21 protein-coding genes are annotated in these 24590 nt (G+C 68.2%); 9 read left to right on the plus strand and 12 right to left on the minus strand.

The window, feature by feature from the left end; translation table 11 throughout:
• Positions 1–45: 45 nt before the first annotated feature.
• From IAG39_RS13250 to IAG39_RS13260, 3 genes are read right to left on the minus strand one after another with little or no spacing between them, the layout of a single operon-like run.
• Positions 46–1494: an NAD-dependent succinate-semialdehyde dehydrogenase gene (locus tag IAG39_RS13250; protein WP_187523944.1), complete on the minus strand. Its 1449-nt coding sequence runs from the start codon at positions 1492–1494 to the stop codon at positions 46–48.
• A gap of 34 nt (positions 1495–1528) precedes the next feature.
• Complete coding sequence (locus tag IAG39_RS13255; protein WP_118934871.1) at positions 1529–2752, minus strand: iron-containing alcohol dehydrogenase; 1224 nt, start codon at positions 2750–2752, stop codon at positions 1529–1531.
• 31 nt (positions 2753–2783) lie between these two features.
• Positions 2784–3797 (minus strand): Ldh family oxidoreductase, encoded by a 1014-nt coding sequence (locus tag IAG39_RS13260; protein ID WP_223283248.1) that lies wholly within the window; start codon positions 3795–3797, stop codon positions 2784–2786.
• Positions 3798–3908: 111 nt separating this feature from the next.
• On the opposite strand from IAG39_RS13260, the gene IAG39_RS13265 reads away from it, so the two are divergent.
• Entirely contained in the window at positions 3909–4631 is a 723-nt protein-coding gene (locus IAG39_RS13265; protein WP_118934867.1) for a GntR family transcriptional regulator, read from the plus strand.
• On the opposite strand, the gene IAG39_RS13270 is transcribed toward IAG39_RS13265, so the two are convergent.
• From IAG39_RS13270 to IAG39_RS13295, 6 genes are all read right to left on the minus strand, one after another.
• Entirely contained in the window at positions 4628–5539 is a 912-nt protein-coding gene (locus IAG39_RS13270) for an energy transducer TonB (RefSeq protein ID WP_118934865.1), read from the minus strand. The two genes, IAG39_RS13265 and IAG39_RS13270, sit on opposite strands and share 4 nt — an antisense overlap.
• Before the next feature lie 74 nt (positions 5540–5613).
• Positions 5614–6963: a four-carbon acid sugar kinase family protein gene (locus tag IAG39_RS13275; protein WP_118934863.1), complete on the minus strand. Its 1350-nt coding sequence runs from the start codon at positions 6961–6963 to the stop codon at positions 5614–5616.
• A complete protein-coding gene (locus tag IAG39_RS13280; protein WP_118934861.1) occupies positions 6960–8237 on the minus strand; it encodes a ribulose-bisphosphate carboxylase large subunit family protein in 1278 nt (425 codons plus the stop codon). Before IAG39_RS13280 ends, IAG39_RS13275 begins: the two co-directional genes overlap by 4 nt.
• Positions 8238–8260: 23 nt before the next feature.
• Positions 8261–8800, minus strand: coding sequence for a VOC family protein (locus tag IAG39_RS13285; RefSeq protein WP_059373431.1), 540 nt, complete (start codon positions 8798–8800; stop codon positions 8261–8263).
• 66 nt (positions 8801–8866) lie between these two features.
• Complete coding sequence (locus IAG39_RS13290; RefSeq protein WP_059373429.1) at positions 8867–10747, minus strand: TRAP transporter large permease subunit; 1881 nt, start codon at positions 10745–10747, stop codon at positions 8867–8869.
• A gap of 9 nt (positions 10748–10756) precedes the next feature.
• Complete coding sequence (locus IAG39_RS13295; RefSeq protein WP_054456226.1) at positions 10757–11776, minus strand: TRAP transporter substrate-binding protein; 1020 nt, start codon at positions 11774–11776, stop codon at positions 10757–10759.
• A gap of 112 nt (positions 11777–11888) precedes the next feature.
• Here IAG39_RS13295 and IAG39_RS13300 point away from each other — a divergent pair, with 112 nt between their 5' ends.
• The 7 genes from IAG39_RS13300 to IAG39_RS13330 all read left to right on the plus strand — a co-directional run bounded on the left by IAG39_RS13300 (position 11889) and on the right by IAG39_RS13330 (position 18134).
• Complete coding sequence (locus IAG39_RS13300; protein ID WP_059373427.1) at positions 11889–12950, plus strand: LacI family DNA-binding transcriptional regulator; 1062 nt, start codon at positions 11889–11891, stop codon at positions 12948–12950.
• 114 nt (positions 12951–13064) lie between these two features.
• Entirely contained in the window at positions 13065–13964 is a 900-nt protein-coding gene (locus tag IAG39_RS13305) for a LysR family transcriptional regulator (protein ID WP_059373425.1), read from the plus strand.
• Positions 13965–14065: 101 nt separating this feature from the next.
• A complete protein-coding gene (locus IAG39_RS13310) occupies positions 14066–14974 on the plus strand; it encodes a transporter substrate-binding domain-containing protein (protein WP_118934859.1) in 909 nt (302 codons plus the stop codon).
• Positions 14975–15056: 82 nt separating this feature from the next.
• Complete coding sequence (locus tag IAG39_RS13315) at positions 15057–15812, plus strand: amino acid ABC transporter permease (protein WP_118934875.1); 756 nt, start codon at positions 15057–15059, stop codon at positions 15810–15812.
• A complete protein-coding gene (locus IAG39_RS13320) occupies positions 15809–16492 on the plus strand; it encodes an amino acid ABC transporter permease (RefSeq protein WP_059373420.1) in 684 nt (227 codons plus the stop codon). Before IAG39_RS13315 ends, IAG39_RS13320 begins: the two co-directional genes overlap by 4 nt.
• Positions 16493–16519: 27 nt before the next feature.
• Positions 16520–17248, plus strand: coding sequence for an amino acid ABC transporter ATP-binding protein (locus tag IAG39_RS13325; protein WP_118934857.1), 729 nt, complete (start codon positions 16520–16522; stop codon positions 17246–17248).
• A 25-nt stretch (positions 17249–17273) separates the two neighbouring features.
• Positions 17274–18134 (plus strand): D-amino acid aminotransferase, encoded by an 861-nt coding sequence (locus IAG39_RS13330; RefSeq protein ID WP_118934855.1) that lies wholly within the window; start codon positions 17274–17276, stop codon positions 18132–18134.
• Positions 18135–18353: 219 nt separating this feature from the next.
• Here the strand turns inward: IAG39_RS13330 and IAG39_RS13335 are convergent, their stop codons facing one another.
• Complete coding sequence (locus tag IAG39_RS13335; protein WP_118934853.1) at positions 18354–19202, minus strand: class I SAM-dependent methyltransferase; 849 nt, start codon at positions 19200–19202, stop codon at positions 18354–18356.
• 125 nt (positions 19203–19327) lie between these two features.
• On the opposite strand from IAG39_RS13335, the gene IAG39_RS13340 reads away from it, so the two are divergent.
• On the plus strand, positions 19328–21391 hold the full coding sequence (locus tag IAG39_RS13340) for a transcriptional regulator (protein ID WP_187523945.1): 2064 nt from the start codon (positions 19328–19330) through the stop codon (positions 21389–21391).
• An 18-nt stretch (positions 21392–21409) separates the two neighbouring features.
• Here IAG39_RS13340 and nirD read toward each other — a convergent pair whose 3' ends face one another.
• Complete coding sequence (gene nirD / locus IAG39_RS13345; RefSeq protein WP_118932094.1) at positions 21410–21760, minus strand: nitrite reductase small subunit NirD; 351 nt, start codon at positions 21758–21760, stop codon at positions 21410–21412.
• Entirely contained in the window at positions 21760–24309 is a 2550-nt protein-coding gene (gene nirB, locus IAG39_RS13350; RefSeq protein WP_118932095.1) for a nitrite reductase large subunit NirB, read from the minus strand. The genes nirD and nirB overlap by 1 nt, the downstream gene beginning before the upstream one ends.
• Between the last annotated feature and the right edge of the window lie 281 nt (positions 24310–24590).

A 24590-nucleotide genomic window follows, 5' to 3' on the forward strand; every position in this document is an offset into this window, starting at 1 on the left:
TTGCAATCAGAGGGACGGCCGCGTCCGGGACGCGGCCGTCAGGGCTTACCAATTGGTCGATATGTACTTGGCTTCCATGAACTCCAGCAGCCCATGGTGCGCGCCTTCGCGGCCCAGGCCGCTTTGCTTGACGCCGCCGAAGGGCGCCGCGGGATCCGATACCAGGCCGCGGTTCAGGGCGATCATGCCGCTTTCGATACGTTCCGATACGCGCAGTCCACGCGCCAGGTCGCGCGTATAGACGTATGCCACCAGCCCATACTCGGTGGCATTGGCCAAGGCCACGGCTTCGTCCTCGGTATCGAACGCCACGATGGGCGCCACGGGACCGAAGATTTCTTCAGCAAGCAGGTCGGCATCGGCGGGCACATCCACCAGCACGGTGGGCTCGTAGAAGTGACCGGCGCGGTCCAGCCGCTTGCCGCCGGCCTTGATCCGCGCACCCTTGGCGACGGCGTCGGCCACCAGCGATGCCACCTTGTCCACCGCGCCCGCATTGACCAAGGGGCCGCATTGCGTGCCGGGATCGACGCCGTCGCCGGTTTTCAGCGCGGCCATGCGTACGGCGAAGCGGGCGCTGAATTCCTCGACCGCGCCGCGCTGCACGTAGAAGCGATTGGCCGCCGTGCAGGCTTCGCCGCCGTTGCGCATCTTGGCGATCATGGCGCCTTCCACGGCGGCATCGATATCCGCGTCGTCGAAGACCAGGAACGGCGCGTTGCCGCCCAGTTCCATCGAGCAGCTGATGACGGAATCCGCCGCCTTGCGCAGCAGCACGCGGCCCACTTCCGTCGAGCCGGTGAAGGAGAGCTTGCGCACGCGCGGATCGTCCAGCACCGCGTTGGCGAACTTGCCCGCCGAGGAGGTCGTCAGTACGTTGACCACGCCCGCAGGCACGCCGGCTTCTTCCAGCAGGCGCATGACGGCGTAGGCGGTCAAGGGGGTCTCGGTGGCGGGTTTGAGGATGCAGGTGCAGCCGGCGGCCAGCGCGGGCGCGATCTTGCGGGTGGCCATGGCTGCGGGGAAGTTCCACGGCGTGACCAGCAATGCGATGCCTATGGGCTGGTATTGCACGATGATGCGGCTGGCGCCGCTGGGCGACACGCTGATATCGCCATTGATGCGCACCGCCTCCTCGGAAAACCAGCGGAAGAACTCGGCGGCGTAGGCGACCTCGCCGCGCGCGTCGGTCAGCGCCTTGCCGTTTTCCTGGGAAATCAGACGTGCCAGATGGTCGGCGTCGCGGATCATCAGGTCATAGCACTTGCGCAGGATTTCGCCGCGCTGGCGCGCGGGCGTGGCTGCCCAGCCGGCGGCGGCGCGCGCCGCTGCGTCCACGGCCGCGGCGGCGTCTTCGAGCGTCGCGTCCGCCACGCTGGCGATCACCTGTTCGGTGGACGGGTCGTACACGTCGATGCGACGGCCCGAGGTGGAGGCGCGCCAGGCGCCGTCGATGTAAAGGTCTGTGGACAGCTTGTTGGCCTCGATGGTCATGCGTCAGCTCCGGATGTGGGTGGAAGGCGGGTTATCAAGATGCGCGAAACGAGCCGTGTCCCGCGTAGGCGGCGGCCACGATGGCGGCGATGCCGTCCTGATCCAGCGGGCGCGGGTTGTTCGTGACCAGGCGCGCGGCCAGCATGGACTGCGCGGCGATCCATTCGAGCTGGTCGGCGCGCACGCCCAGTCCGGCCAGCGTCGCAGGGATGCCGATGCGCGAGAACAGGTCATACACATGGCGCGGCGCGCGGGCGGCGAGGCGCGCGGGATCGGTTTCCGTGTCCCCCATCGCCGTAGCGATGGCCGCATAGTCGGCGCTGCAGGCCGTTGCGTTGAAATCCATGACATAGGGCATCAGGGTTGCCACGCCCGCGCCGTGCGCCGTGTGCGTCAGCGCGCCGATCGGGTACTGGATGGCGTGCGCCGCCGCGGTGCCCGCCACGCCGAAGGCCAGGCCAGCGGCCAGCGCCGCGGCCATGACCTGGCCCCTGGCATGGAGGTCGGCGCCGTCGTCGACGGCGCGGGGCAGATAGGACGCGAGCGCGCGGATGGCAATCAGCGCCTGCTGGTCGCTGAAGGCGTTCTTGCCGACGAATACGCGGGTCTGCGCAATGTCGGCATCCGGACTGCGGCGGACCGCGGTCAGGGCCTCGATGGCATGGGTCAAGGCGTCGGCGCCGGCGATGGCGGTCAGTCCCTTGGGGCAGGTCAGCGTCAGTTCAGGATCGCAGATGGCGGTGTGGGGAATCAGGTGCGGACTGGAGACGCCCACCTTCAGATCGCGGGCGCTATCGGCCAGCACGGCGACTGGCGTGACCTCGGAGCCCGTGCCCGATGTGGTGGGCAGCGCGATCACGGGTAACACCGGGCCAGGCACCTTGTATTCACCGTAGTAATCGGAGACCTTCCCGCCATGCGTCAGCAACAGGCTGACCAGCTTGGCCATGTCCAGGCAACTGCCGCCACCCAGTCCGACGATTACCTGTGGTTGGAACGCGCCGTGCGCTGCCACGCATTCGTAGACGCCCTCGACGGGCAGGTCCGGCTGGGTGCGGTCGTACACCTGGACGCGCACGCCGGCGCTTTCCAGCGTGGCCAGCAGTTCGGACATTTCCGCCGTGGCGGCGAAGCGCTCGTCGGTGCAGATCAGCGCGCGCTGGCCCAGGGCGGCCGCGACGCGGCCCAGCGCAAGACGCTGGCCGTTGCCAAACAGCACGGCGCGCGGTGCGCGCATGATTCCAAACAATTCACTCATTGTGGATCCTTGAAGGGGAGTCTTGGGAAATTCAGGCGGTGCGTTGCGCGAGATCGAGGATGCGGCGCCAGACCTCGTCGGCCAGTTCCATGCCGCTATCCAGCCGCAGGCGGCGTTCGGTGCGCGCCCGATCGCCTGGCACCGCGACGGGCCGCCCGGGCAGCAGGGCAGGGCAGGCGCGGATGTCATCCAGGTATCTGGTGACGCGGCTGGCAATCCCGCCCGACCCAGCCTCGATCGCGATGAAGACGTCGCCCTTGTTGCATATTTCGCTGGAATCCAGCGTGCCCTTGACGGCATTGCCCAGCGCGGATGCCGTCAGGCTGGCGACCAGGACCTCGAACGCCAGGCCCAGCGCGTAACCCTTGGCTTCACCGAAGGGGGCCAGTGCGCCCGCCTTGGCAGCTTCGGCATCCGTGGTGGGGTTGCCGGCGCCGTCGAGCGCCCAGCCCGGATCGAGCGGCCGGCCATGGTTGGCGTAGTCGTGGATCTTGCCCATGGCGACCTGGCTGGTGGCCATGTCCAGCACGAACGGTTCGTCCGCGGTGGGCACGCCGATGGCGATAGGATTGGTGCCGATCAGGGCGTGGCGGCCGCCCCAGGGATGGACCAGGGCCTCGCTGGTCGACAGGGCCAAAAGGATCTGGCCTTCGCGCGCCGCTCTTTCCGCGTAGAGCGCCAGCATGCCGATATGGTTGTTGTTGCTGACCGCGGCGATGGCGATTCCCGTCTCGCGGGCGCGTTCGCGGATCTGCTCCAGGGCTGCCAGCGCGATCACCGGACCCAGGCCGCGCTCGCCATCCATGTCCAGGAAGGCTGGGGAGCGCCAGACGGCCGTGCCGCGGGTCTTCGGGTCGGCCACGCCGTTGTGGATGCGTTCGATGATGCGCGGCAGGCGCAACAGGCCGTGGGACGCGCGGCCGCGCAATTCGGCTTCAAGCAGCAGGTCGGTCTGCGTCGCGGCGTGGTCGGCCGGGGTTCCGGCCAGTTCCAGTGCGCGGATGCAGACCTGCCGTGCCTCCCCCATTTTTATCGTTGTCGTCATAGTGTCGTTAAGTTGTTAAATCCGATCGGATCTGAAATACGATCTGATTTATGCTAACCTCGTAACAAATTGGACGTCAACACATAGTTGGCAAATCAGGGTGAAACAACCATGACGACACTCTCTCGCGGTTCCGCAGCCGTACTCTCGACCCTGCCCGCGGCCGGCCAGCGCCTGGGCGAGCGCGTGCGGTCGTTGGGCGATGAGGTCTATGAAACGCTGCTGTCGCAGCTCATTTCCCTGAAGATCGCGCCCGGCATGCGTATCGCGGTCGATGCGCTGGTGCGTGAGCTAGGCGTCTCGCAAACGCCGATACGCGCCGCGCTGATCCGGCTTGAAACCGAAGGGCTGGTGGTCAAGACGCATCACGTGGGATACAGCGCGGCGCCCATGCCTACGCGCAGGCGTTTCGAGCAGATGTACGAATTGCGTTTGCAGCTGGAACCATTCGGGGCAGGGCTGGCGGCGCAACGCATGACGGACGCGTCACTGCAGGAACTGGCGGCGCTGTCTGCGGCGATGAGCGCCCCGAGCGCCGATGACGCGCGCGTGGCCTATGGCAAATTCGCCGTGCTGGACGCGCAGTTCCACTCCTGGATCGCGGAACAGAGCGGCAATGAGCTGCTTGCCGAAGCGCTGGCCCGGTTGTATGCGCATACCCATCTGTTCCGGCTGCGTTTTCACTCGCGGGTTACGGAAGAAGCCGTGACCGAGCACGCGCGCATCGTGCGGGCGCTGAACGAGCGTGACGCTGAAGGCGCGCAGGATGCCATGCGCGACCACATCCTCAGGTCGCGCGAGCGCATGGCGCCGTACTTCGAAATGCTGGATTAGCGCGCGGCGGGTCCGGGCGCTTGTCCGCCCAGGCTGATGCCGTCCCGGATCTTGCGGAACGCGGACAGGGCTGCCGGCATGTCTTCGTTTGCCACTGTGCAGAGCATGGCCACGCGCAGCGTCGCCGTATCCACCAGCGCGTTGTACTCCCGCAGGCGGGTGCCATCCGGCCGGGCGCCTGCGGGCGCGACATAGTCGATGCCCTTGGCGCCTTGCAACTCAAAGCCGCTGCGCTGCTCGGGCGATTCGCCCTGCGCGGCCAGGATCGCCTCGGCCGCGGCCATGCGCTCGGCGGCAGAGAGCGGCGCTTCGGCGCCGGGATGCGTCTTCAGCGATTTGCGCGGCGTGCTGAAGCCGATGCCGCACAGATAGCCGGCCGCATCCGGGCCTTGCGGCGCGCCGTTGGCGCGGACGATCTCGACCAGCACGTCGAATTCGTCGGACTTGCCGTGCTTCACGATCCGATATGCCGCCGGCACGGCTACGCCGAATCCGCGCGTCCGGTCGGCATAGCGGCGCTCGGCGTCGCTGGCGGGCTCGTCGATCATCTGGAACCGCACCGGCAGCATCAGGATTTGCCTGTCGGCGTACATGTCGCTGGTGAAGGCGGGCAGCGGGCTGGCGCGCCGGACCATGCGGACCGCGGCCTTGTCGACGGCGACATAGCCCGAGGAGCTGGCCAGGTCCACCGCGTCGATCTTGCCGTCCCGCAGGACGGTGAGGCGCAGGCGCAGGCTTAGGGGACCGTCAAGTTCGTACGCCTCCTTGGGCATTTCCAGATGGCTCTGCAGCTTGCGCATTGCGCCGGTGGTCCACTCGGCCTGATTGGCGGGGGCGGCGGCTGAAACCGCCGTGGACGCGCACAAGGCGATCGCGGCCATGGCGCAGGCGCGTATCGGCCAGTTCATGTGGGCAAGTCTCCTGGGGATGCGGCGCCCGCCGGCTGGGCGCACCGGCGCAGCATAACCCGGACGCGCACGCTTCAGCGCTGCCCCGACGCCAACTCATCGAACAGCAGATCGCCGCCCATCTGTCCGCCCTTGAGCATCAGCTCTATGCCGTCGGTCACGGGGTCGTCGCTGCGCGTCAGGCTGACGGTGACGCCGGGCGCCAGCACGCAGCGGAACGCCAGGCCCCAGACGCCCAGGGCCAGCGTCGCCTGGCTGGAGGTATCGCCGCCGGCGATGCCGATGCGCGACAGGCGCGCGCCGGCTTGCGCGCTGGCGCGCACGATGTCCGCCACCAGTTGGCCGGTGGCGCGGGCGGTTGCAGCGGTCTGATGCGGGGCGAGGGGCTGGGCGGGCCGGTCGGTGTGCGCCAGTACGTTGCGGCCCTGTGCCAGCGTGGCGGCGGCCAGCTGCGCCTGTTGCGCGGCATAGGCAGGGTCCCGCAAGAGCCGTTCCGCCTGCAGCGGCTGGCGCTGGTACTGCCGGCACGCGGCGATCTGCCTGGCCGTGACCGGAGACAGGCTGCCGGCGACCGCCAGCACCGGACCCGAGGCCGCTTGCAGCGGCGCGGCCGCGGCGCTTGTGCCGCCGGTTGGCATGGCGCGGGCCAGCGCCTGCTGCACGCTGCTGGGGCCGACCGCCAGCAGCGGCAGGCAGGACGCCGCGCGCCAGATGAGGCGGCCGATGATGGCCAGCTGTTCTTCGTCGACCAGATCCAGCAGCAGCGGCCCGTCGGTACTGTCGATGACCTGGTTCATCCAGTCATCCAGCAGCGGCGCATCCGCCGCCCGCCGCAGGCGCGGGTAGGCCGTGTGCGGCAAGGAGCGGATGTCCGCCAAGCCCTGCGCCGCCAGGTGCAGGCGCAGGTCGGCCTCGTGCATGGGGGTGACGGGATGCGCGCTCATGACCGGATGGCGGTCGATGCGGTGGATCTCGGGCGCGGACCCCGCGCGCGCGAACAGCTGGGCGAAGCTGCAATAGCGGCCGATGCTGGGCTGCCCGCCCACGATAGGCACCAGCGGGTTGGGCATGTGGCGGCGCAGCTCGCGCACGGCTGCGCCGATGCTGCCCACATGCGGCGCGCTGTCGAAGGTGGAGCAGCACTTGTAGTGCAGCACGCGCACGCCCGCGCCCGCCATGTAGCGGCCCACGGCGCGCAGTTCGGCCTGCATGTCGGCCGGCGTCATGCCGCGCGCCGCGCCCGCGATGCCGATGGCGTCCAGCGGCCCGGCGCGCTCCAGTTGTTCCTGCGTGGGCACGCCCAGGAACAGCAGGCTGCGCAGGCCGGCGCGGGCGGTTTCGGCCAGCGTGTCGGTGGCGCCGGTGAAGTCGTCGCCGTACCAGCCCAGCCGCGGCCGCGTTTCTTCTTGCGCCGCTGAATTCATGCGCGGCCGCCGAAGCGCTCGATGGCGCGGCGCAGTTCCGGCGCGTTGCGCGCGTAGTCTTCCAGGCGCTCGCCGTCGCGCATGGCCTGCCAGGCCTGGCGGATGCTGAGCACGCCCGCGGCGGGGCCGTCTGGGTGGGCGAGGATGCCGCCGCCGGACATGAACAGCAGATCGTCGCAGCGCACGGCGGCCCAGGTGGCGGGCACGGTGCCGGCCCATTGTCCGGACGAGAATGCTGGCATGACGGGGTCGTCGATCCCGGGAGTCAGCGAGGCCAGGCAGTCGCGCGCCGACTCGACGACTTCGGCGTCTTCCTGGGCGAACTTGCCCTGCAGGCCGTGCACGTGCATATGGTCCACGCCGGCCAGTCGCCATAGCGTCTGGTAGGCCTGGAAGCCCACGCCCAGCAAGGGGGCACGAGACAGCGCGCCGTAGCCGTTGCGATGTCCATGCAGCGCCAGCGGCGTGCCGCGGCGCAGGGTCTGGATGGCCGAGTAGCCGCAATGGTTCAGGCTGGCCATGACGCAGGTGCCGCCTTCGCGTTCAATCAGGTCTGCGTGGCGGCGCATGGCGTCGGTTTCGTCGCTGATGTTGAACGCCACCATGACCTGGCGCCCGGTGCGTTCGCGGTGCGCGCGCACCACCGCCATGACGGCGGCGACGCGCTGGGCCAGCGGCGCGTGGGCGGGGTTGGCGCAGACCTCGTCGTCCTTGATGAAGTCCACGCCCGCGGCGCACAGCTGGGCCGCCAGGTGCGCGGTCTGTTCGGGCGACAGGCCGACGTTGGGCTTGATGATGGTGCCTATCAGCGGACCGTGGGCCACGCCGGTCAGTTGGCGCGTGCCGGCGATGCCCGCGCGCGGCATGTCGAATTGGGCGCGGTAGTTGGCCGGCAGCTCCATGCTTTCCAGGCGCAGCCCGGTGACTTCGCCCAGGTCGTACAGGTTGCCGCCTACCGTGGCAGCCAGCGTCGGCAGGTTGGCGCCGACGTTGGCGACGGGAAAGGCGATGCGCACGCGGGCGCGCTGGTAGCGGCCGGGCATGCCGCCCGGCTGGCGCGCCAGCCAGGCGTTGGGCAGGCTGGGCGCGGACACGGATTCCAGGGGCTCGATGGACTCGATGCGCGCGCGGGCACGGGCGCGCAGCTCGTCGGTTTCGCCCTGCACCCGGGTAAAGGTGCCGCAGGATTGCTCGCCGGCCATGATCTCCGCGACCCTTGCGGGGTCCAGCGGGGTTTCGATCAGGTAGGTGGCGCTAAACGATTGGGAATTCATGGCGGCGGTGGCGGGTAAGGGAATCAGATCCGGTTGAGGTCGGGAAAGGGGCGCACGGGGTCCTTGCCGTCCCAATCGCGGGCGCTGTCGCGGATCAGGTCGAACAGGCGGCCCTTGGGACCGGCGACTTCGGACAGTTCGATCACGGTGCCCGGGTGATACTCGGTGTCGAAGTAGATGAAGCGGCCTTTCTCGCCCACTTCGCCGCTCATCTTGGGCTTGAAGCCTTGCGCCAGCAGGCGTTCCAGGTCGGCGTCGTAGCTTTCGGTCCAGTAGGCCACGTGCTGCAGCCCGGTGCGGCCGGCCTGCAGGAAGTCGCGGTACATGGAGGGCACGTCGTTGCGGGTCTGGATCAGTTCGACCTGCACGAAGCCGGAGTTGGCCAGCGCTACCGAGTTGTGCGGTTCGTGGCGCGCGCCGTCGTACTGGTAGTTGACGATGGGCACGCGCGGGTTGTAGTACCAGGGGCCCACGCCCAGCGTGCTGCTCCAGTAGTCCATGGCGGCTTCGATGTCGTGCACCACATAACCGAGTTGGCGGATTTCGCCCAGGAAACGACTCATGATGGATTCTTTGCGGGAGAGGTTTGAGGATGTCGGGAGGATGCGGCCCGCTGCGGGCCGCGGATCTCACAGGAAACCGATGGAGAACCAGGGGAAGGCGGCGACGATCACCAGGCCCACCAGCAGCGCGGCGACGTAGCCCCAGATCGGGCCGATGCCTTCGTTGGGATCGACGCGGCTGATGGCGCAGGCGCCGTAGTAGCCCACGCCGAAGGGCGGCGCGAACAGGCCTATGCCCATGGCGAAGATCACGACCATGGCGTAGTGCACCTCATGCACGCCGGCCTGCGCCGCGATCGGGAACAGCAGCGGGCCGAACAGCACGATGGCGGGTATGCCTTCCAGCACGCTGCCGAGGATGATGAAGGCCACGATGGACACGGCCAGGAAGCCGTAGCTGCCGCCGGGCATGCCGGCCATCAGCTTTGCCAGGTCGCCGGAGAAGCCGGACTGCGTCAGCGCCCAGGCCATGGCCGTGGCGCAGCCCACGATCAGCATGATGGCGCCCGACAACGAGGCGGTCTCGATCAGCATGGGCTTCAAGCGGGCCCAGTCGAAGCGCCGGTAGATCAGCAGGCCGACCACGGCCGAGTACACGATGCCTATGGTCGAGACCTCGGTGGCGGTGGCCACGCCTTCGACCACCGCGGCGCGGATCACGAAGGGCAGGGCCACGGCGGGCAGGGCGATGACGAAGAAGCGTCCGATCTCGCGGGCGCTGAAGCGCTGCGCCAGGCTCAGGTCTTCCTTGCGGTAACGCCACCACACCACCGAGCACAGGGCCAGGCCCAGCACCACGGCCGGCAGCAGCCCGCCGGTGAAGAGCGCGGCGATGGACACGCCCGTCACCGAGCCGATGGTGATGAGCACGATGGACGGCGGAATGGTCTCGGTCTGCGCGCCGGTGGCGGACAGCAGCGCCACCAGGTCGCCGGGCTTGGCGCCGCGCTTCTGCATTTCCGGGAACAGCACGGGCGCGATGGCCGCCATGTCGGCGATCTTGGAACCCGAGATGCCGGACACCAGGTACATCGCGCCGATCAGCACGTAGGACAGCCCGCCGCGTACGTGGCCCAACAGGCTGGCCAGGAACTGGATCATGGCGCGCGCCATGCCGGTCATCTCGATCAGCGAACCCAGGAAGATGAAGAGCGGCACCGCCAGCAGCATCAGGTGCGACATGCCCTCGTCCAGCCGGCCCACCATCACCACCATGGGCGTGTTGGTGGTCAGGGCCAGGTAGGAGAACGTGGCCAGCGCAAACGAGAACGCGATGGGCACGCCCGAGAACACCGTGGCGGCGACGATGCCCACGAAGAAGATCAGCAGGTTCAGCTTGCCCAGCGTCGCGAAGAGGGGCTGCGCCACCCAGAACAGCGCGACCACGGCCGCGGCTCCCGCCAGCGCCGCCAGCATCTGCGGCGCGGTCTGGGTGCGCAGGAGGCGCAGCAGCGCCACCACCGCCATCAGCCCCATGCCCACCGGAATCGCGGCGGCGCGCCAGGCGTTGCTCAGCTCCAGCGCGGGCGTGATGATGAAGTGTTCTTCATGCGCGTATTCCACGGCGGGCGCCAGGATCAGCGCCAGGAAGGCCAGCGACGCGGCCAGCGCCAGCGTTTCCAGCTGGGCGCGGCGCGCCGGGCTGACGTTGTTGACCAGCGCCGTCATCCGCATGTGTTCGCCGCGCCGCAGGGCGACCACCGCGCCCAGCATCGACAGCCACAGGAACAGGATGGATGCCAGTTCGTCGGACCAGACCAGCGGGCTGTGCAAGGCGTAGCGCGCCACCACGCCGGCGAACAGCACCGCGATCTCGACCAGCACGATGGCCGCGGCCACGTGTTCGACCACGCTGCCCAGCAGCGCGTCGAGCGCGCCGGCGGCGCGGCGCAAGGGGTGGGCCGGCAGCGCCTGCGGCGCGGCGTGGGGAGCGGACAGGGAGGACATGGCGCGTCCTCAGGCCAGCTTGCCGACGGCCTGCTCCAGCAGGGTCCAGGCCTCGTTGCCGAAGCGGCCCTGCCATTCCTTGTAGAAGCCTGCCGCGCGCAATTGCTCGCGGAAGCTGTCTGCCGACGGCTGGTTGAACAGCAGTCCCTTGCCCTCCAGGTCCGACTGTACCGAGGCGTTGAGCTTCTTGATGTCTTCGCGCTGGGCCAGGCCGGCCTCGTTGATGCCGCGCGCCACGACGGTCTTCAGGTCTTGCGGCAGGCCTTCCCACATGCGGCCGTTGGCGATGAACCAATAGCCGTCCCAGATGTGGTTGGTGAGCGAGCAGTACTTCTGCACTTCGTACAGCTTGGCTACCTGGATGATGGGCAGCGGGTTCTCCTGCGCATCCACCACCTTGGTCTGCAACGACGAATAGACCTCGCTGAACTGCAGGCTGGCAGGGGCGGCGCCCAGGCCCTTGAACATGGAGATCGGCAGCGAGCTGACCGGCACGCGGATCTTCAGCCCTTCCATGTCGGCGGCGGACTTGACCGGCGCCTTGCTGCTGGTGGTCTGGCGAAAGCCGTTGTCCCACATTTTTTCGAAGGCGTAGAGGCGGCGCTGCGCGATGGCGGCGCGCACGTGGGCGCCAAGCGCGCCGTCCATGGCGCTCCAGACCTGGTTGTAGTCCTTGAAGGCGAAGCCTACGGCGTTGATCGCCGCGACCGGCACCAGGGTCGCGATGACCAGCGCGGACGGGGTGAAGAAGTCGATGCCGCCCGAGCGCACCTGGGCCAGCATGTCGGTGTCCCCGCCCAATTGGTTGTTCGGGAAGATCTTGATGTCCACGCGGCCGTTGCTTTCCTTGAGGATGCGTTCGGCGGCCTCCTGGGCGCGGATGTTCAGCGGGTGCGTGACCGGCAGGTTGTTGCCGTACTTGAGCGTGTAGTCGGCGGCGCGGGCGATCAGCGGAAAGCCCGAGGTCAGGGCGACGGCGGGAACCGCGCAAAGGCGGCGCAGGGCGCTACGGCGTGTCAGCAGCTTCATGCTTGTCTCCATAATCTTGGTTATGATGTTTTTTGATGTGCCACAACAGCGCCAGTACCATGCGGCAGACTGGACAATAGTGAATCGTTGCCAACATCGTCAAACCTGATTAATGATGGATTTTGATGTGAATCGAACGCCTCCCGAACGCAAGCTGGCACGCCTGGCCGATGTGGCGGAGCGCGCTGGAGTGTCGACCGCGACCGCCGACCGGGTCCTGAATCGCAGGCCGGGCGTGCGCGCCAGCACCGCCCAGAAAGTCTTCAAGGCGGCCATCGAGCTGGATTACCTGCCGGAGCAGGAGGTCCGCGCGGCCGCGGCGCCCGAACCCTTGCGGCTGGTGTTCCTGCTGCCGCGAGGCAGCAACCGCTACTTGCGCATGCTGGGCGACACCGTCAGCTATGCGCAAGAGCACTTCGCGCCGCTCAACGCCAGGTGCCAGGTCGAGTACGTGGAGAGCTTCAATCCGGACGCGCTGGCGCAGGCGCTGGCCAAGCATGGCAAGCGCGCCGACGGCATTGCGTTCATGGCGCTGGAGCATCCCGCGGTGCGCGAGGCGGTCAACCTGCTGGCGCAGCAGGGCGTGCCGGCGGTGACGCTGATCTCCGACCTGGCCAACAGCGCCCGCGTGGCCTATGTGGGCCTGGACAACCGCGCCGCCGGGCGCACCGCGGGCTACCTGATCGCGCGCTTCATCGGGTCGCGCGCGGCGCACGTGGCGCTGATCGCCGGGTCGCGCCACTACCGCGCCCACGAAGAGCGCGAAGGCGGCTTCCTGCAGCTGTACGCCGAACAGTTCCAGGCCATGCAGGTGGTGGACCTGCGCGAAGGCTACGACGACGCGCAGCGCAACTACGAACAGACCCGCCAACTGCTGGAGCAATATCCGCAGCTGGCCGGCATCTACAACATCGGCGGCGCGTCCGACGGCGTGGCGCGCGCGCTGAAGGAAGCCGGGCAGCAGCACCGGGTGGTCTTCATCGGCCACGGCCTCACGCCCGACACCCGCGCGCTGCTGATCGACGGCACCATGGACGCGGTCATCACGCAAAGCCCGATGGAAGCGCTGATGAGCTGCGTGCGCATCTTCTGCAACCTGCGCGACAAGCGCAGCCCGATGAACGGGGTGGAACTGGCGCGCAGCCAGGTGATCTTTCGGGAAAACCTGCCCTAGGCGGAAGAGTCGGGAGTAACCCTGACTGTGGGCGCGTTATGCAAACTATGCATAAGCCCGCCGGGCGCGGTCCCTATACTGCCTCGCATTCACTCTGACGGCGCGGCGGTTGCAATGGATCTACGTTGGTTCCAGGATTTCCTGACCTTGGCGGAATGCGGGCAGTTCACCACGGCGGCCGAGCTGCGGCATGTGTCGCAGTCGGCGTTCAGCCGCCGCATCCAGTCCCTGGAAACCTGGGCAGGCGCGGCGCTGATCGACCGGGGCTGCTTTCCCTTGCGGCTGACCGTGGCGGGCGAGCAATTCCGTTCCAATGCCGCCGAGATCGTGCGCAAGGTGGTGGATGCGCGCGGCGAGGCCAGCGTCACCGGCCATGACGGCGCGGTCCTCAGGGTGGCGATGCCGCATTGCCTGGCGACCTCGCACTTCCCGGGTTGGTGCGTCCGCTGGAAGGAAGAGAGCGGGGTCGAGTCGCTGCGCCTGCATGTGGGCAATGTGCACGATTCGGTCGAGTGGCTGGCGGCCGGCGTGGTGGACTTGCTGGTGTGCTTTCGCCACGCGGCGGAAGACATACAGCTGGATCCGCAAGCCTATATGCGGACCGGCATGGAACCCGACTTCCTGCGCCTGTTCCGCCCCGCCGCGATGCCGGTGGACGAAACCGCGCTGTACGACGCCGATTCCCAGGCGCGTTACCCCTATGTGTCGCATGCCCAGGGCGCCTATTTCCGGCGGCTGGTAGACCTGTCTTGCGGCGACCTGTTGCAACGTCCCGTCCTGCAGCGCGTCTGCGAAACCGATTTCGTGGACGGCGCGCGCACGCTGGTCAGCGCCGGCGTCGGGTTGGCGTGGCTGCCCGAGTCCAGCGCCCGGGCGTCGGTGGACGCGGGAGAGATCGTCGCGATCAAGGACCGGCGCTGCGCCGTCCCGATGCAGATCTGCATGTATGCGCGCCGCCAGGGGCCGGCCCAGGAGCCGGTGCAGCGCGTGTTCAACCTGTATACCCAACGTTGACTGGCCGCGCCCGCCACTCCCGCCACGGGCGGGAGACGGGCGCGCTCGGCGGCGAGTCCTGCGCAGCACCCCACAAGTACATGAATCCCAAGGAGAAAAGCATGGCACTTTCCATCAAGGCATTGATCGCGGCATTGACGGTTGCAATGGCGGGCCCCGTCGCGGCCCAGCAGCTCGACGGCACGCTGAAGAAGGTCGCTGACACCGGCGCGATCACCATCGGCCATCGCGAGACGTCGATCCCGTTTTCCTACTACGACGGCAACCAGAAACCCGTCGGCTACTCCATCGACATCTGCAATCGCATCGTCAGCGCGGTGCAGGCCCGTCTGAAGCGCAGCGACATCCAGGTCAAATACCTGCCCGTCACCTCCGCCACGCGCATTCCGCTGATGGGCAACGGCACCATAGACCTGGAGTGCGCCTCGACCTCCAACACGCTGGACCGCCAGCAGCAGGTGGCGTTCTCGGTCACGACCTTCGTCACCGGCAACCGGTTCCTCAGCCAGAAGTCGTCCAAGTTGCGTTCCATCGACGACCTGAAGGGCAAGGTGGTGGCGTCGACCTCCGGGACCGCGAACATCCGTCAGATCAACGAGCTGAATGAAACGCGGGGCTTGGGCATGCGCATCGTGCCCGTGAAGGAGCACGCGGAAGGCTTTCTGATGGTGGAGACCGGCCGCGCCGCCGCCTTCGTGATGGATGACATCCTGCTGTACGGCCTGATCGCCAACGCCAAGCAGCCCGACCGTTACGAGGTGTCCGACGAGTCCCTGTCGATCGAGCCCTACGCCATCATGCTGCGCCGCGACGATCCGCAGTTCAAGGCGCTGGTGGACGACACCATCAAGACGCTCTATGCCAGCGGCGAGTTCCAGGCTCTGTACGACCGTTGGTACCGCAGCCCGCTGCCGCCCAAGGGCATCAACCTGAACGTGGCGATGAGCGAGGCGCTCAAGCGCGTGGTCGCCACTCCCACCGACTCGGGCGATCCCGCCGCCTACCGCTAGGCCCGGAACCTGCCGCAATACGCCGATGCGCGGCCCCGCCCCGGGGGCCGGGACCGCGCGCGGCCTGATCATCGAGAAAAGCATGGCATATCAATGGAACTGGGGCGTGCTGCTGGCCCCGTCGCCCGATGGCGGGCAAACCTATCTGCAAACCCTGCTGGATGGATTGAGCGTGACGGTCAAGACGGCGGCGCTGGCGTGGCTGATCGCGCTGGCGCTGGGCCTGGCGGTCGGCGTGGCGCGCACGCTGCCGTATCGCGGGGTGCGCGCGGCGGCGGCCGTCTACGTGGAAGTGTTCCGGAACATCCCGCTGATCGTGCAGATGTTCCTGTGGTACTTCGTCTTGCCGGAACTGCTGCCGACGGCGGCGGGAGACTGGATCAAGCAACTGCCCGACGCGTCCTTCTACACGGCGGCGCTGGCCATCGGCATGTATATGTCGGCGCGCATCGGCGAACAGCTGCGCGCCGGGATTGAAGCGCAGCCGAAGGGGCAGCGCAACGCGGGCCTGGCGCTGGGGCTGACCCTGCCCCAGTTGTACTGGCACGTGCTGTTGCCGAATGCGCTGCGCACGGTCCTGCCCACCATGACGTCGGACTGCCTGAACACCATCAAGAACACCTCGGTGGCGCTGACCATCGGGCTGGCGGAACTGACCGCCCAGGCCCATGCGATGCAGGAGTTTTCGTTCCAGGTGTTCGAGGCGTTCCTGACCGCGACCATGGCCTATCTGGCGCTCAACCTGATTGTGATCGTGGTGATGCGGGCGCTCGAATACAAGTTGCGCATTCCGGGGCGCGCGGTCGGCGGGCGCGCGGCGAAAGGGGGCAGGGCATGACGGATTTCGACCTGCAAGCCATCGTTGACGCGTTGCCGTACCTGATCCTGTCGGGCCTGCGCTTTACCCTGCTGCTGACCTTCACGTCGACCGTGGGCGGCGTGCTGCTGGGCACCTTGCTGGCGATTGCGCGGCTGTATGGCGGCCGCCTGCTGGCGTGGCCTGCCACGGTGTACGTGAACCTGTTCCGCTCGCTGCCGTTGGTGCTGGTGATCTTCCTGATCTATTTCATCCTGCCGTATGCGCTACAGGCGGTCACGGGGGCTGAGCGGCCCATCGTGCTGGGCGCCATGGGGTCGGCGTTCATCACTTTCATCCTGTTCGAAGCCGCGTATTTTTCCGAAATCATCCGGGCCGGGGTCGGGAGCGTGGGGCCAGGCCAGTATGCCGCCGGCAGCGCCCTGGGCCTCACGCATGCGCAAGTGCTGCGCAAGGTGATCCTGCCGCAGGCGTTTCGCAACATGCTGCCGGTGCTGCTGACCCAGGTGATCGTCATCTTCCAGGAAACGGCGCTGGTCTACGTCCTGTCGCTCACGGATTTTCTGGGGGCCGCGACCAAGATCGCGCAGCGCGACAACCGCCTGGTGGAAATGTACATGCTGGTGGCGCTGGTGTTTTTCGTGATCTCGTTCACCGCCTCGCGCGGCGTGCGGGCGCTGCGCGCCCGGATCGGGGCCTGAAGCTGTTTCCAGGAGGAGTCTACATACATGATCGAGATCGAACAGGTCGGCAAGCGCTACGGCGATCTGCCGGTGCTCAAGCAATGCTCGCTGCGCGTGCAGCGCGGCGAGGTCGTGGTGGTCTGCGGGCCGTCCGGGTCGGGCAAGTCCACGCTGATCAAGTGCGTGAACCGTCTGGAACCTTTCGATGCGGGCCGCATCGTGGTCGACGGCACCGACGTCGGCGCGCCCGGCACGGATCTGCCCAAGCTGCGCGCCCGCGTCGGCATGGTGTTCCAGCATTTCGAGCTGTTCCCCCATCTGACGGTGCTGGAGAACGTCTGCCTGGGGCAGGTCAGCGTGCTGGGCCGCAGCCGCGCGCAAGCGCTGGAGAAGGCGGCCGCACTGCTGGAACGCGTCGGCGTGGCGGCGCATGGCGGCAAGCACCCGGGACAGCTATCGGGCGGGCAGCAGCAGCGGGTCGCGATTGCGCGGGCGCTGGCCATGGACCCGGTGGTGATGCTGTTCGACGAGCCGACCTCGGCGCTGGACCCGGAAATGATCGGTGAAGTGCTGGACGCGATGACGGGGCTGGCGCGCGACGGCATGACCATGATGGTCGTCACGCATGAAATGGGATTCGCGCGCCGCGTCGCCGACCGCGTCGTGTTCATGGAGTCCGGCGAGATCGTCGACGATGCCAGCGCCGAGGCGTTCTTCGGCAACGCCGCGTCGGCGCGTTCGCGAGCTTTCCTGTCCCGCATCATCAGCCACTGATTTCCTTCACTCCACCTAGGCATCCATGTCTTCCATTTTCCATATCAACGGCAATCTTGTTCCGGCCGAGCAGGCCGTCATCCCGGCGCTGGACCGGGGCTTTCTTTTCGGCGACGGCGTCTATGAGGTGATCGCGGTAATCGACGGCCTGCTGCTGGAGTTCGAGCGGCACGCCGCCCGCCTGGCGCGCAGCCTGGCCGAAGTCGGCATCCGCAATCCGCTGCCGCGCGACACGTTGCTGGCGCGTTGCCGCGAACTGGTGCTGCGCAACGGCCTGCGCGAGGGGTCCGTCTATGTGCAGGTGACGCGCGGCACGGACAGCAAGCGCGATTTCGCCTTTCCCGCCGACGTCGAGCCCACCGTGATGATGTACGTCAGCGAGAAGTCCTTGCGCGTCAATCCGCTGGCGGAATCTGGCGTGCGGGTGGCCAGCGTGCCGGACATGCGCTGGCAGCGGCGCGACATCAAGAGCGTGTCGCTGATCGCCCAGGTGCTGGCCAAGCAGGCCGCGCAGGCCTCGGGCGCGTTCGAGGCGTTGATGGTCGATGCCGACGGTGTGGTGACGGAAGGCGCCTCGTCGAGCGCGCTGCTGGTCGACGCGCAAGGACGGATCGTGGTGCGGCCCTTGTCGCGCGAGATACTGCCGGGCTGCACGCGCGCGGCGGTGCTGGCGCTGGCCGCCAAGCGCGGGGTGGCGGTGGAGGAGCGCAAGTTCACGCTGGACGAATGCCGGCGGGCGACGGAGCTGGTGTTGACGTCGGCGCTGCATTTCGTGCTGCCGGTCATCGAGCTGGACGGCCAGCGCGTTGGTACGGGCCAGCCCGGACCCGTGTGCCGCGAGCTGCGGCAGCTCTATATGGAGTACGCGCTGGCTTGCGCGCTGTAGCGGCGCGCGAGCCAGGGCGGGCGTATGATTCCGCATAAGGGCTCGCACCCCGTCCGGCAATGGCCGGCACGCCATTGCCTATCTCATCGTATGGTTGGTCTACATCGGCCGCCCGGGCCATTCCGCGGGCGGCCGTGAAGGCGTTGCGCCATGGATCGCTTCCCGTCCGCTGTCCGCGTGGATGGCCCGGACCGGCCCAAGCCAGGCATCAAGGTCCGGTCACCGGCGCGTCACCACGATCTCCAGGTATTCGCTGGGTACGACCATCGCGCTGTCACCGGAGCGGTTATACCGGTCTATCTGCACCATGAGATCGCTGGTCAGCGCGGCTTGGGCGGCCGGATCCAATGCGCCAAACGCCTTGAGCAGGGGGCCGTAATAGGTCTTGAAGACCTGCAGCCAGTGTTCCGGGGAGCGGTAACGGAACACGAAGTGGCGGGGCTGGGTCTGGATCGACGAGGCGTGCGGACCGAACATTTCCTCGATGCGCGCGCGGGTGCCCCACAGCGCCGGCGACTTGACGCCGGCGGGCGGCGGCAGATGCTTGCCTATGGTCTTGAAGACCTGGCCGATGAAGCCCTCGGGGGTCCAGTTGGCCAGGCCGATCTTGCCGCCGGAGCGGCAGACGCGGACCAGTTCGGCCGCCGCCTGGTCCTGGTCGGGCGTGAACATCACGCCGAAGGTCGAGACGACCGCGTCGAATCCGCCATCCGGGAACGGCAGGGCCTCGGCGTCGGCTTCCTGGAACTCCATTTTCAAGTGCTCGGCGGCGGCGCGTTCGCGGCCGCGGCCCAGCAGCGCCGGCACGTAGTCGGTCGAAACGACATCGCACCAGCGGCGGGCGGCGGCCAGCGAGGCATTGCCGTTGCCAGCGGCGACATCAAGCACCTTCTGTCCGGCGCGGACATCCAGCGATTCGCACAGCTGTTCTCCTACGATCTGCAGCGTGGTGCCGACTACGGCATAGTCCCCGGAAGCCCAGGTGCCTTGCTGGCGTGTCTTCAAGGCGGCCAGGTCGGGCTGCGCGGAATCGCGCACGGGGCTGGTGGCGAGGGAGGAAATGGACATGGTCTGTCTCCGTTAAGGCTCTGTGTATGCGGCAGCGCGCGATACCGGCCTGCCGGGGAATCGCAACCGGCGCCGCGCAGGCTTGCGCGCACCGTGCATCCCGAGATCCAAGTTAAGAGCGGGCCATGGAGGCGGGCGTGGTAGCCGACGTGGAATCGGCCGCGGGTTCGGCCGCGGGTTCGGCCGGCCCCGCGCAGCCGGCCGGTTCCGTCCCCGGCGGCGAGGTCCGGCTGCGCCTGCTCGGCCCCGTGGCGATCAGCCGGGCGGGCGCGGCCTTGTCGCTGCCGCCGTCGCGCAAGCTGCGCGCGCTTGTCGCCTATCTGGCGCTTGCCCCGCAGCCCGTGCAGCGCGCGCATCTGTGCGAACTGCTGTGGGACGTTCCGAACGATCCGCGCGGCGAACTGCGCTGGTGCCTCAGCAAGGCCCGCGCGCTGCTGGACGAGCCCGGCCGGCGCAGGGTCGAGACGGCGCAGGATACGGTGCGGCTGGATCTGGCCGACTGCCATGTGGATGCCATCGAAATCGGCAGCGCGATGCAGCAGGGCATCGCCCAGCTGGACTGCGGGCGGTTGCAAGCGCTGGCCGGGCTGTTCGCGGGTGATTTCCTCGAGGGGCTGGAGATCGACCGCAATCCCTTCTTCAACAACTGGCTGACCGCGCAGCGCCGGCGGCTGAGAGCCTGCCATGCCGCCGTCCTGGAGCATTTGGCGGCCAGGCTCCCGGCAGCGTCAGGCGATACCTTCGCCTGCCTGGACAAGTGGCTGCAGCTCGCGCCCTTCGACCGGCGTGCGCACGAGCTGTTGCTGGGCCTGCTGGCGCAGCGCGGCCAGTGGCGCGAAGGCGAGGAGCATCTGACCGCCGCGGTGCGGGCCTTCGAGGCGGACGGGTTGGACTGGCGGCCCTTGCGCGACGCGTGGCGGGCGTTGAGGGGGCGGACCGGCCAGGCGCCGCAGCCGGAGGCCGCGCCAGGAGGGCCGCCCGAGGAGCCGCCCGCGCAGCGCGGGGGCCGCGCCTCGATCGCGGTGATGCCGTTCGTGGACCGCTCGGCGCTGGCCGGCGTGCGCGGCGGGCTGGCCGATGGCCTGGCCTATGACATCATCGCCCGGCTGGCCAAGCTGCGCAGCCTGTTCGTCATAGCGCAAGGCACGGTGTTCGCGCTGGACCAGCGCAACGTGGGGCCGGACGAGGCCGGCCGCACGCTCAATGTGGACTATGTGGTGAGCGGGTGGCTGCAGCGCCGGCAAGACCGCATTGCCGTGGCCGTTGAACTCATAGAGGCCCGGACCGCGCGCATCGTGTGGGCGGATGTCTACGACCGCGAGCTGGACGACGCCTTGCTGGCCCTGGACGAAATCGGCAACCGGATCGTGGCCGCCATCGACATCGAAATCGAGGCCGCCGAGCGCAACCGCGCCATTCTGAAGCCGCCGAACTCCCTGGACGCCTGGCAGGCCCATCACCGCGGCCTGTGGCACATGTACCGCTTCAACCGGGCCGACAACGAGCAGGCGCGGCACTTTTTCGAAATGGCCTTGCGGCTGGACCCGACGTTCTCGCGGGCCTACGCGGGCCTGTCGTTCACCCATTGGCAGGACGCTTTCCAGCGCTGGGGCGAGCAGGCGCCGGCCATCGACCTGGCGTTCGAAGCCGCCGGCCAGGGCCTGATCGCCGACGACCGCGACCCGGCGGCGCATTGGGCCATGGGCCGGGCGCTATGGCTGCGCGGCAGCCAGGATCAGTCGCTGGCCGAATTGACGCGCGCCGTGGACCTGAGCCCGAACTTCGCGCTGGCGCACTACACCCTGGGCTTCGTCCACTGCCAGTCGGGCGACGCCGAGGCCGCGATAGGCTGGTCCGACCATTCACGCGAACTGAGTCCCTACGACCCGCTGCTGTTCGGCATGCTGGCCGTGCGCGCCCTGGCGCTGGTGCGCCTGGGCCGGTTCGAGGAAGCCGCCGGCTGGGCGCTGAAGGCGGCGGCCCGCCCCAACGCCCACGTGCATATCCTGGCGATCGCGGCCTGCTGCCTGGCGATAGCCGGCAAGGACGATGAAACCTCCGGCCTGCTGGCCGCGATACGCAAGACGCATCCCGCATATCGCGTGGACGACTTCCTGGCGGCCTTCCGCCTGGCCGGCGATGCCGAAGCGCTGTTCAGGGCGGGCGCCCGGCGCATCGGATTGGGCTGAGCCGGGGGGCGGCGCGTTTCAGGCGATCTCCACCGCATCGCCGTTCAAGCGCGCCAGCCAGGTCCGCAGCCGCTGCTCCGGGTATTGCACGCATACCCCGTCGGCAAGCCGGAAGTGCTGCTTGTACAGCGGCGAGGCCACGATGAGTTCGCCGCCCACGTGGCCGACGATGCCGCGGCCGATGACGTTGGCGCCGGACTTGGGGTCGCGGTTATCGATGGCATAGACGCCGTCGCCGGCGGCTTGCGGCACGTAGAACAAGGCGACCTGCGCGCCATCCACCAGCGCCACCACGCCGGAATTGGGCACCAGATCCTGGCGCCGGCATACCGGCCGCCAGTCTTGGGGTTCGCGGATCAGGGCGTTCATCAGGCAATCTCCTCGGTGATGGCGATGACGCGCGCGGGAGCGGGCCGGGGCTGGCCGCGTTCCTGCACGAACTGGATGCCGGGGTCGGCGCTGGCGTCGTTGACGAAGGTGCGGAAGCGCTTGAGCTTTTCCGGATCGTTCAGCGCGTTGGCCCATTCGCATTCGTAGCGATCGACCACCAGCTGCATCTGCGCTTCCAGCTCGGCGCACAGGCCCAGACTGTCCTCCAGCACCACTTGCTTCAGATAGTCCAGGCCGCCCTCGAGCGATTCGCGCCACACCGAAGTGCGCTGCAGTTTGTCGGCGGTGCGGATGTAGAACATCAAGAGGCGGTCTATGGTGCGGATGAGGGCGGCGTCGTCCAGGTCGGTGGCGAACAGTTCGGCGTGGCGCGGGCGCATGCCGCCGTTGCCGCAGACGTAGAGGTTCCAGCCGTTTTCGGTGGCGATGACGCCGATGTCCTTGCTTTGCGCCTCGGCGCATTCGCGGGTGCAGCCGGACACGGCGAACTTCAGCTTGTGCGGCGAGCGCAGGCCCTTGTAGCGGTGCTCGATGTCCAGCGCCATCTTGACGCTGTCCTGCACGCCGTAGCGGCACCAGGTGCTGCCGACGCAGGACTTCACGGTGCGAGTGGATTTGCCGTAGGCATGGCCGGTCTCGAACCCGGCGGCGATCAATTCCGCCCAGATGTCCGGCAGTTCATGCAGCTGCGCGCCGAACAGGTCGATGCGCTGGCCGCCGGTGATCTTGGTGTACAGCTGGTACTTCTTGGCGACCGCGCCGATGGCGATCAGGCCGTCGGGCGTGATCTCGCCCGCGGGGATGCGCGGCACGACCGAGTAGGTGCCGTTCTTCTGCATGTTGGCCATGAAAGTGTCGTTGGTGTCCTGCAGCGGCACCAGGTGGGGATCCTGGATCGGGCGGTTCCAGCAGGAGGCCAGGATGGAGCCCACCGCGGGTTTGCAGATGTCGCAACCTTGCTGGCCGCGCCCGTGGCTGGCCAGGAGCTCGTCGAAGGATTCGATGCCGCTGACGCGCACGATGGCGTACAGCTCCTGGCGGGTGTGAGGGAAGTGTTCGCAAAGGCTCTTGTCCACGGCCACGCCGCGGCTGGCCAGTTCGTGCTCGACCACCTGCTTGAGCAGGCTGGCGCAGCCGCCGCAGCCGGACGCGGCCTTGGTGCAGCTCTTGACCGCGGCCAGGTCCGCGCAGCCGCCGTCGATCGCGGCGCAGACCGCGCCCTTGCTCACGTTATGGCAGGAACAGATGGTGGCGGCGGCGGGCAGCGCATCCACGCCCAGGAGCGGCGCACCCTGGCCCTGCGGCAGGATCAGGCTGGCCGGGTCCGCGGGCGGCGCGATGCCGTTCTGCACGTATTGCAGCAGCGTGTCGTAGTAGCTGTTGTCGCCCACCAGCACCGCGCCCAGCACGCGCTTGCCGTCGGCCGACACCACCAGGCGGCGGTAGCCGGCGCCGGCCTCGTCGATGTAGCGGTAGCTGCGCGCGCCGGGCGTGGCGCCGTGGGCGTCGCCGATCGAACCCACGTCCACGCCCAGCAGCTTGAGCTTGGTGGACATGTCGGCGCCGCTGAAGGCCTGATCGGCGTTGCCGCAAAGCGCCGCCGCCACCGTGCGCGCCATCTGATAACCAGGCGCCACCAGCCCGAACACGCTGCCGTTCCAGGCCGCGCATTCGCCGATGGCGTAGATGTGTTCATCGCTGCTGCGGCATTGGTCGTCGATGGCCACGCCGCCGCGCTCGGCCAGCGTCAGCCCGGCCTTGCGCGCCAGCGCCACCTGCGGCCGGATGCCGGCCGAAAACACGATCAGGTCGGTTTCCAGCGGGGCGCCTTCGGCAAAGCGCATGCGGTAGCGGTACTGCGTGCCGGGCTTGATGTCCTGGGTGGCGCGCGACAGGTGCACGCCCACGCCCAGCGCCTCGATGCGCGCCTTGAGCGCCGCGCCGCCTTGCTCGTCCAGCTGCACCGGCATCAGGCGCGGCGCGAACTCGACCACGTGGGCCTCCAGGTTCAGCGACTTCAGCGCATGGGCGGCTTCCAGCCCCAGCAGGCCACCGCCCACCACCACGCCGCGGCGCGCGCCGCGGGCGGCCTCGCGGATCAGGTCCAGGTCGTCGAGCGTGCGGTACACCAGGCGCGATGCGCCTTCCGCACCCGTGATCGGCGGCACGAAGGGATAGGAGCCCGTGGCAAGTATCAGCTTGTCGTAGGCGCTGCGGCCGCTGGCGGTCACGATTTCGTGCTGGCGGCGGTCTATCTCCAGCACGGGTGTGCCCAGGTGCAGGGTCACGCCTTCGTGTTCATACAGCGCGGCATCGCCCAGCGCCATCGATTCCGCGTCGCGCCCGTTCAGGTATTCGGACAGGTGCACGCGGTCGTAGGCGCGGCGGCTTTCCTCGCCGTAGACGTGGATGCGGTAGCGCGCAAGCGCGCCGCCGGCGATGAGTTGCTCGACGCAATGGTGACCCACCATGCCGTTGCCGATGACGACGAGGGTCTGCAGAGAATCGGATGCGGCCGCTACTTTCATGGGATGTCCCCGGGCTTGGGTATTCGGGTTTCAGAAAACGCAAAGGCGCCCTGGACCTTGCGGTCGGGGCGCCATTGCCGTTGCTGCTCAAGTTGTCTCGCCAGCCTTGCGGCCCGCGCATGAACCATCAAGCAAAGTCTGTGCCAGGGATGCCGATGACCATCGGCGCGCGCGGATCTTCATAGGGGAAGCGGACCCAGGATGGCTTTTGGCGCGCGCGTCGCGCGCCACGCAGCTGCAGCAGCCGTGCGTCAAGGCGGTGCATATTGCCGTGCGTCGCT

Source organism: Achromobacter xylosoxidans, from assembly GCF_014490035.1.
Taxonomy (GTDB): domain Bacteria; phylum Pseudomonadota; class Gammaproteobacteria; order Burkholderiales; family Burkholderiaceae_B; genus Achromobacter; species Achromobacter bronchisepticus_A.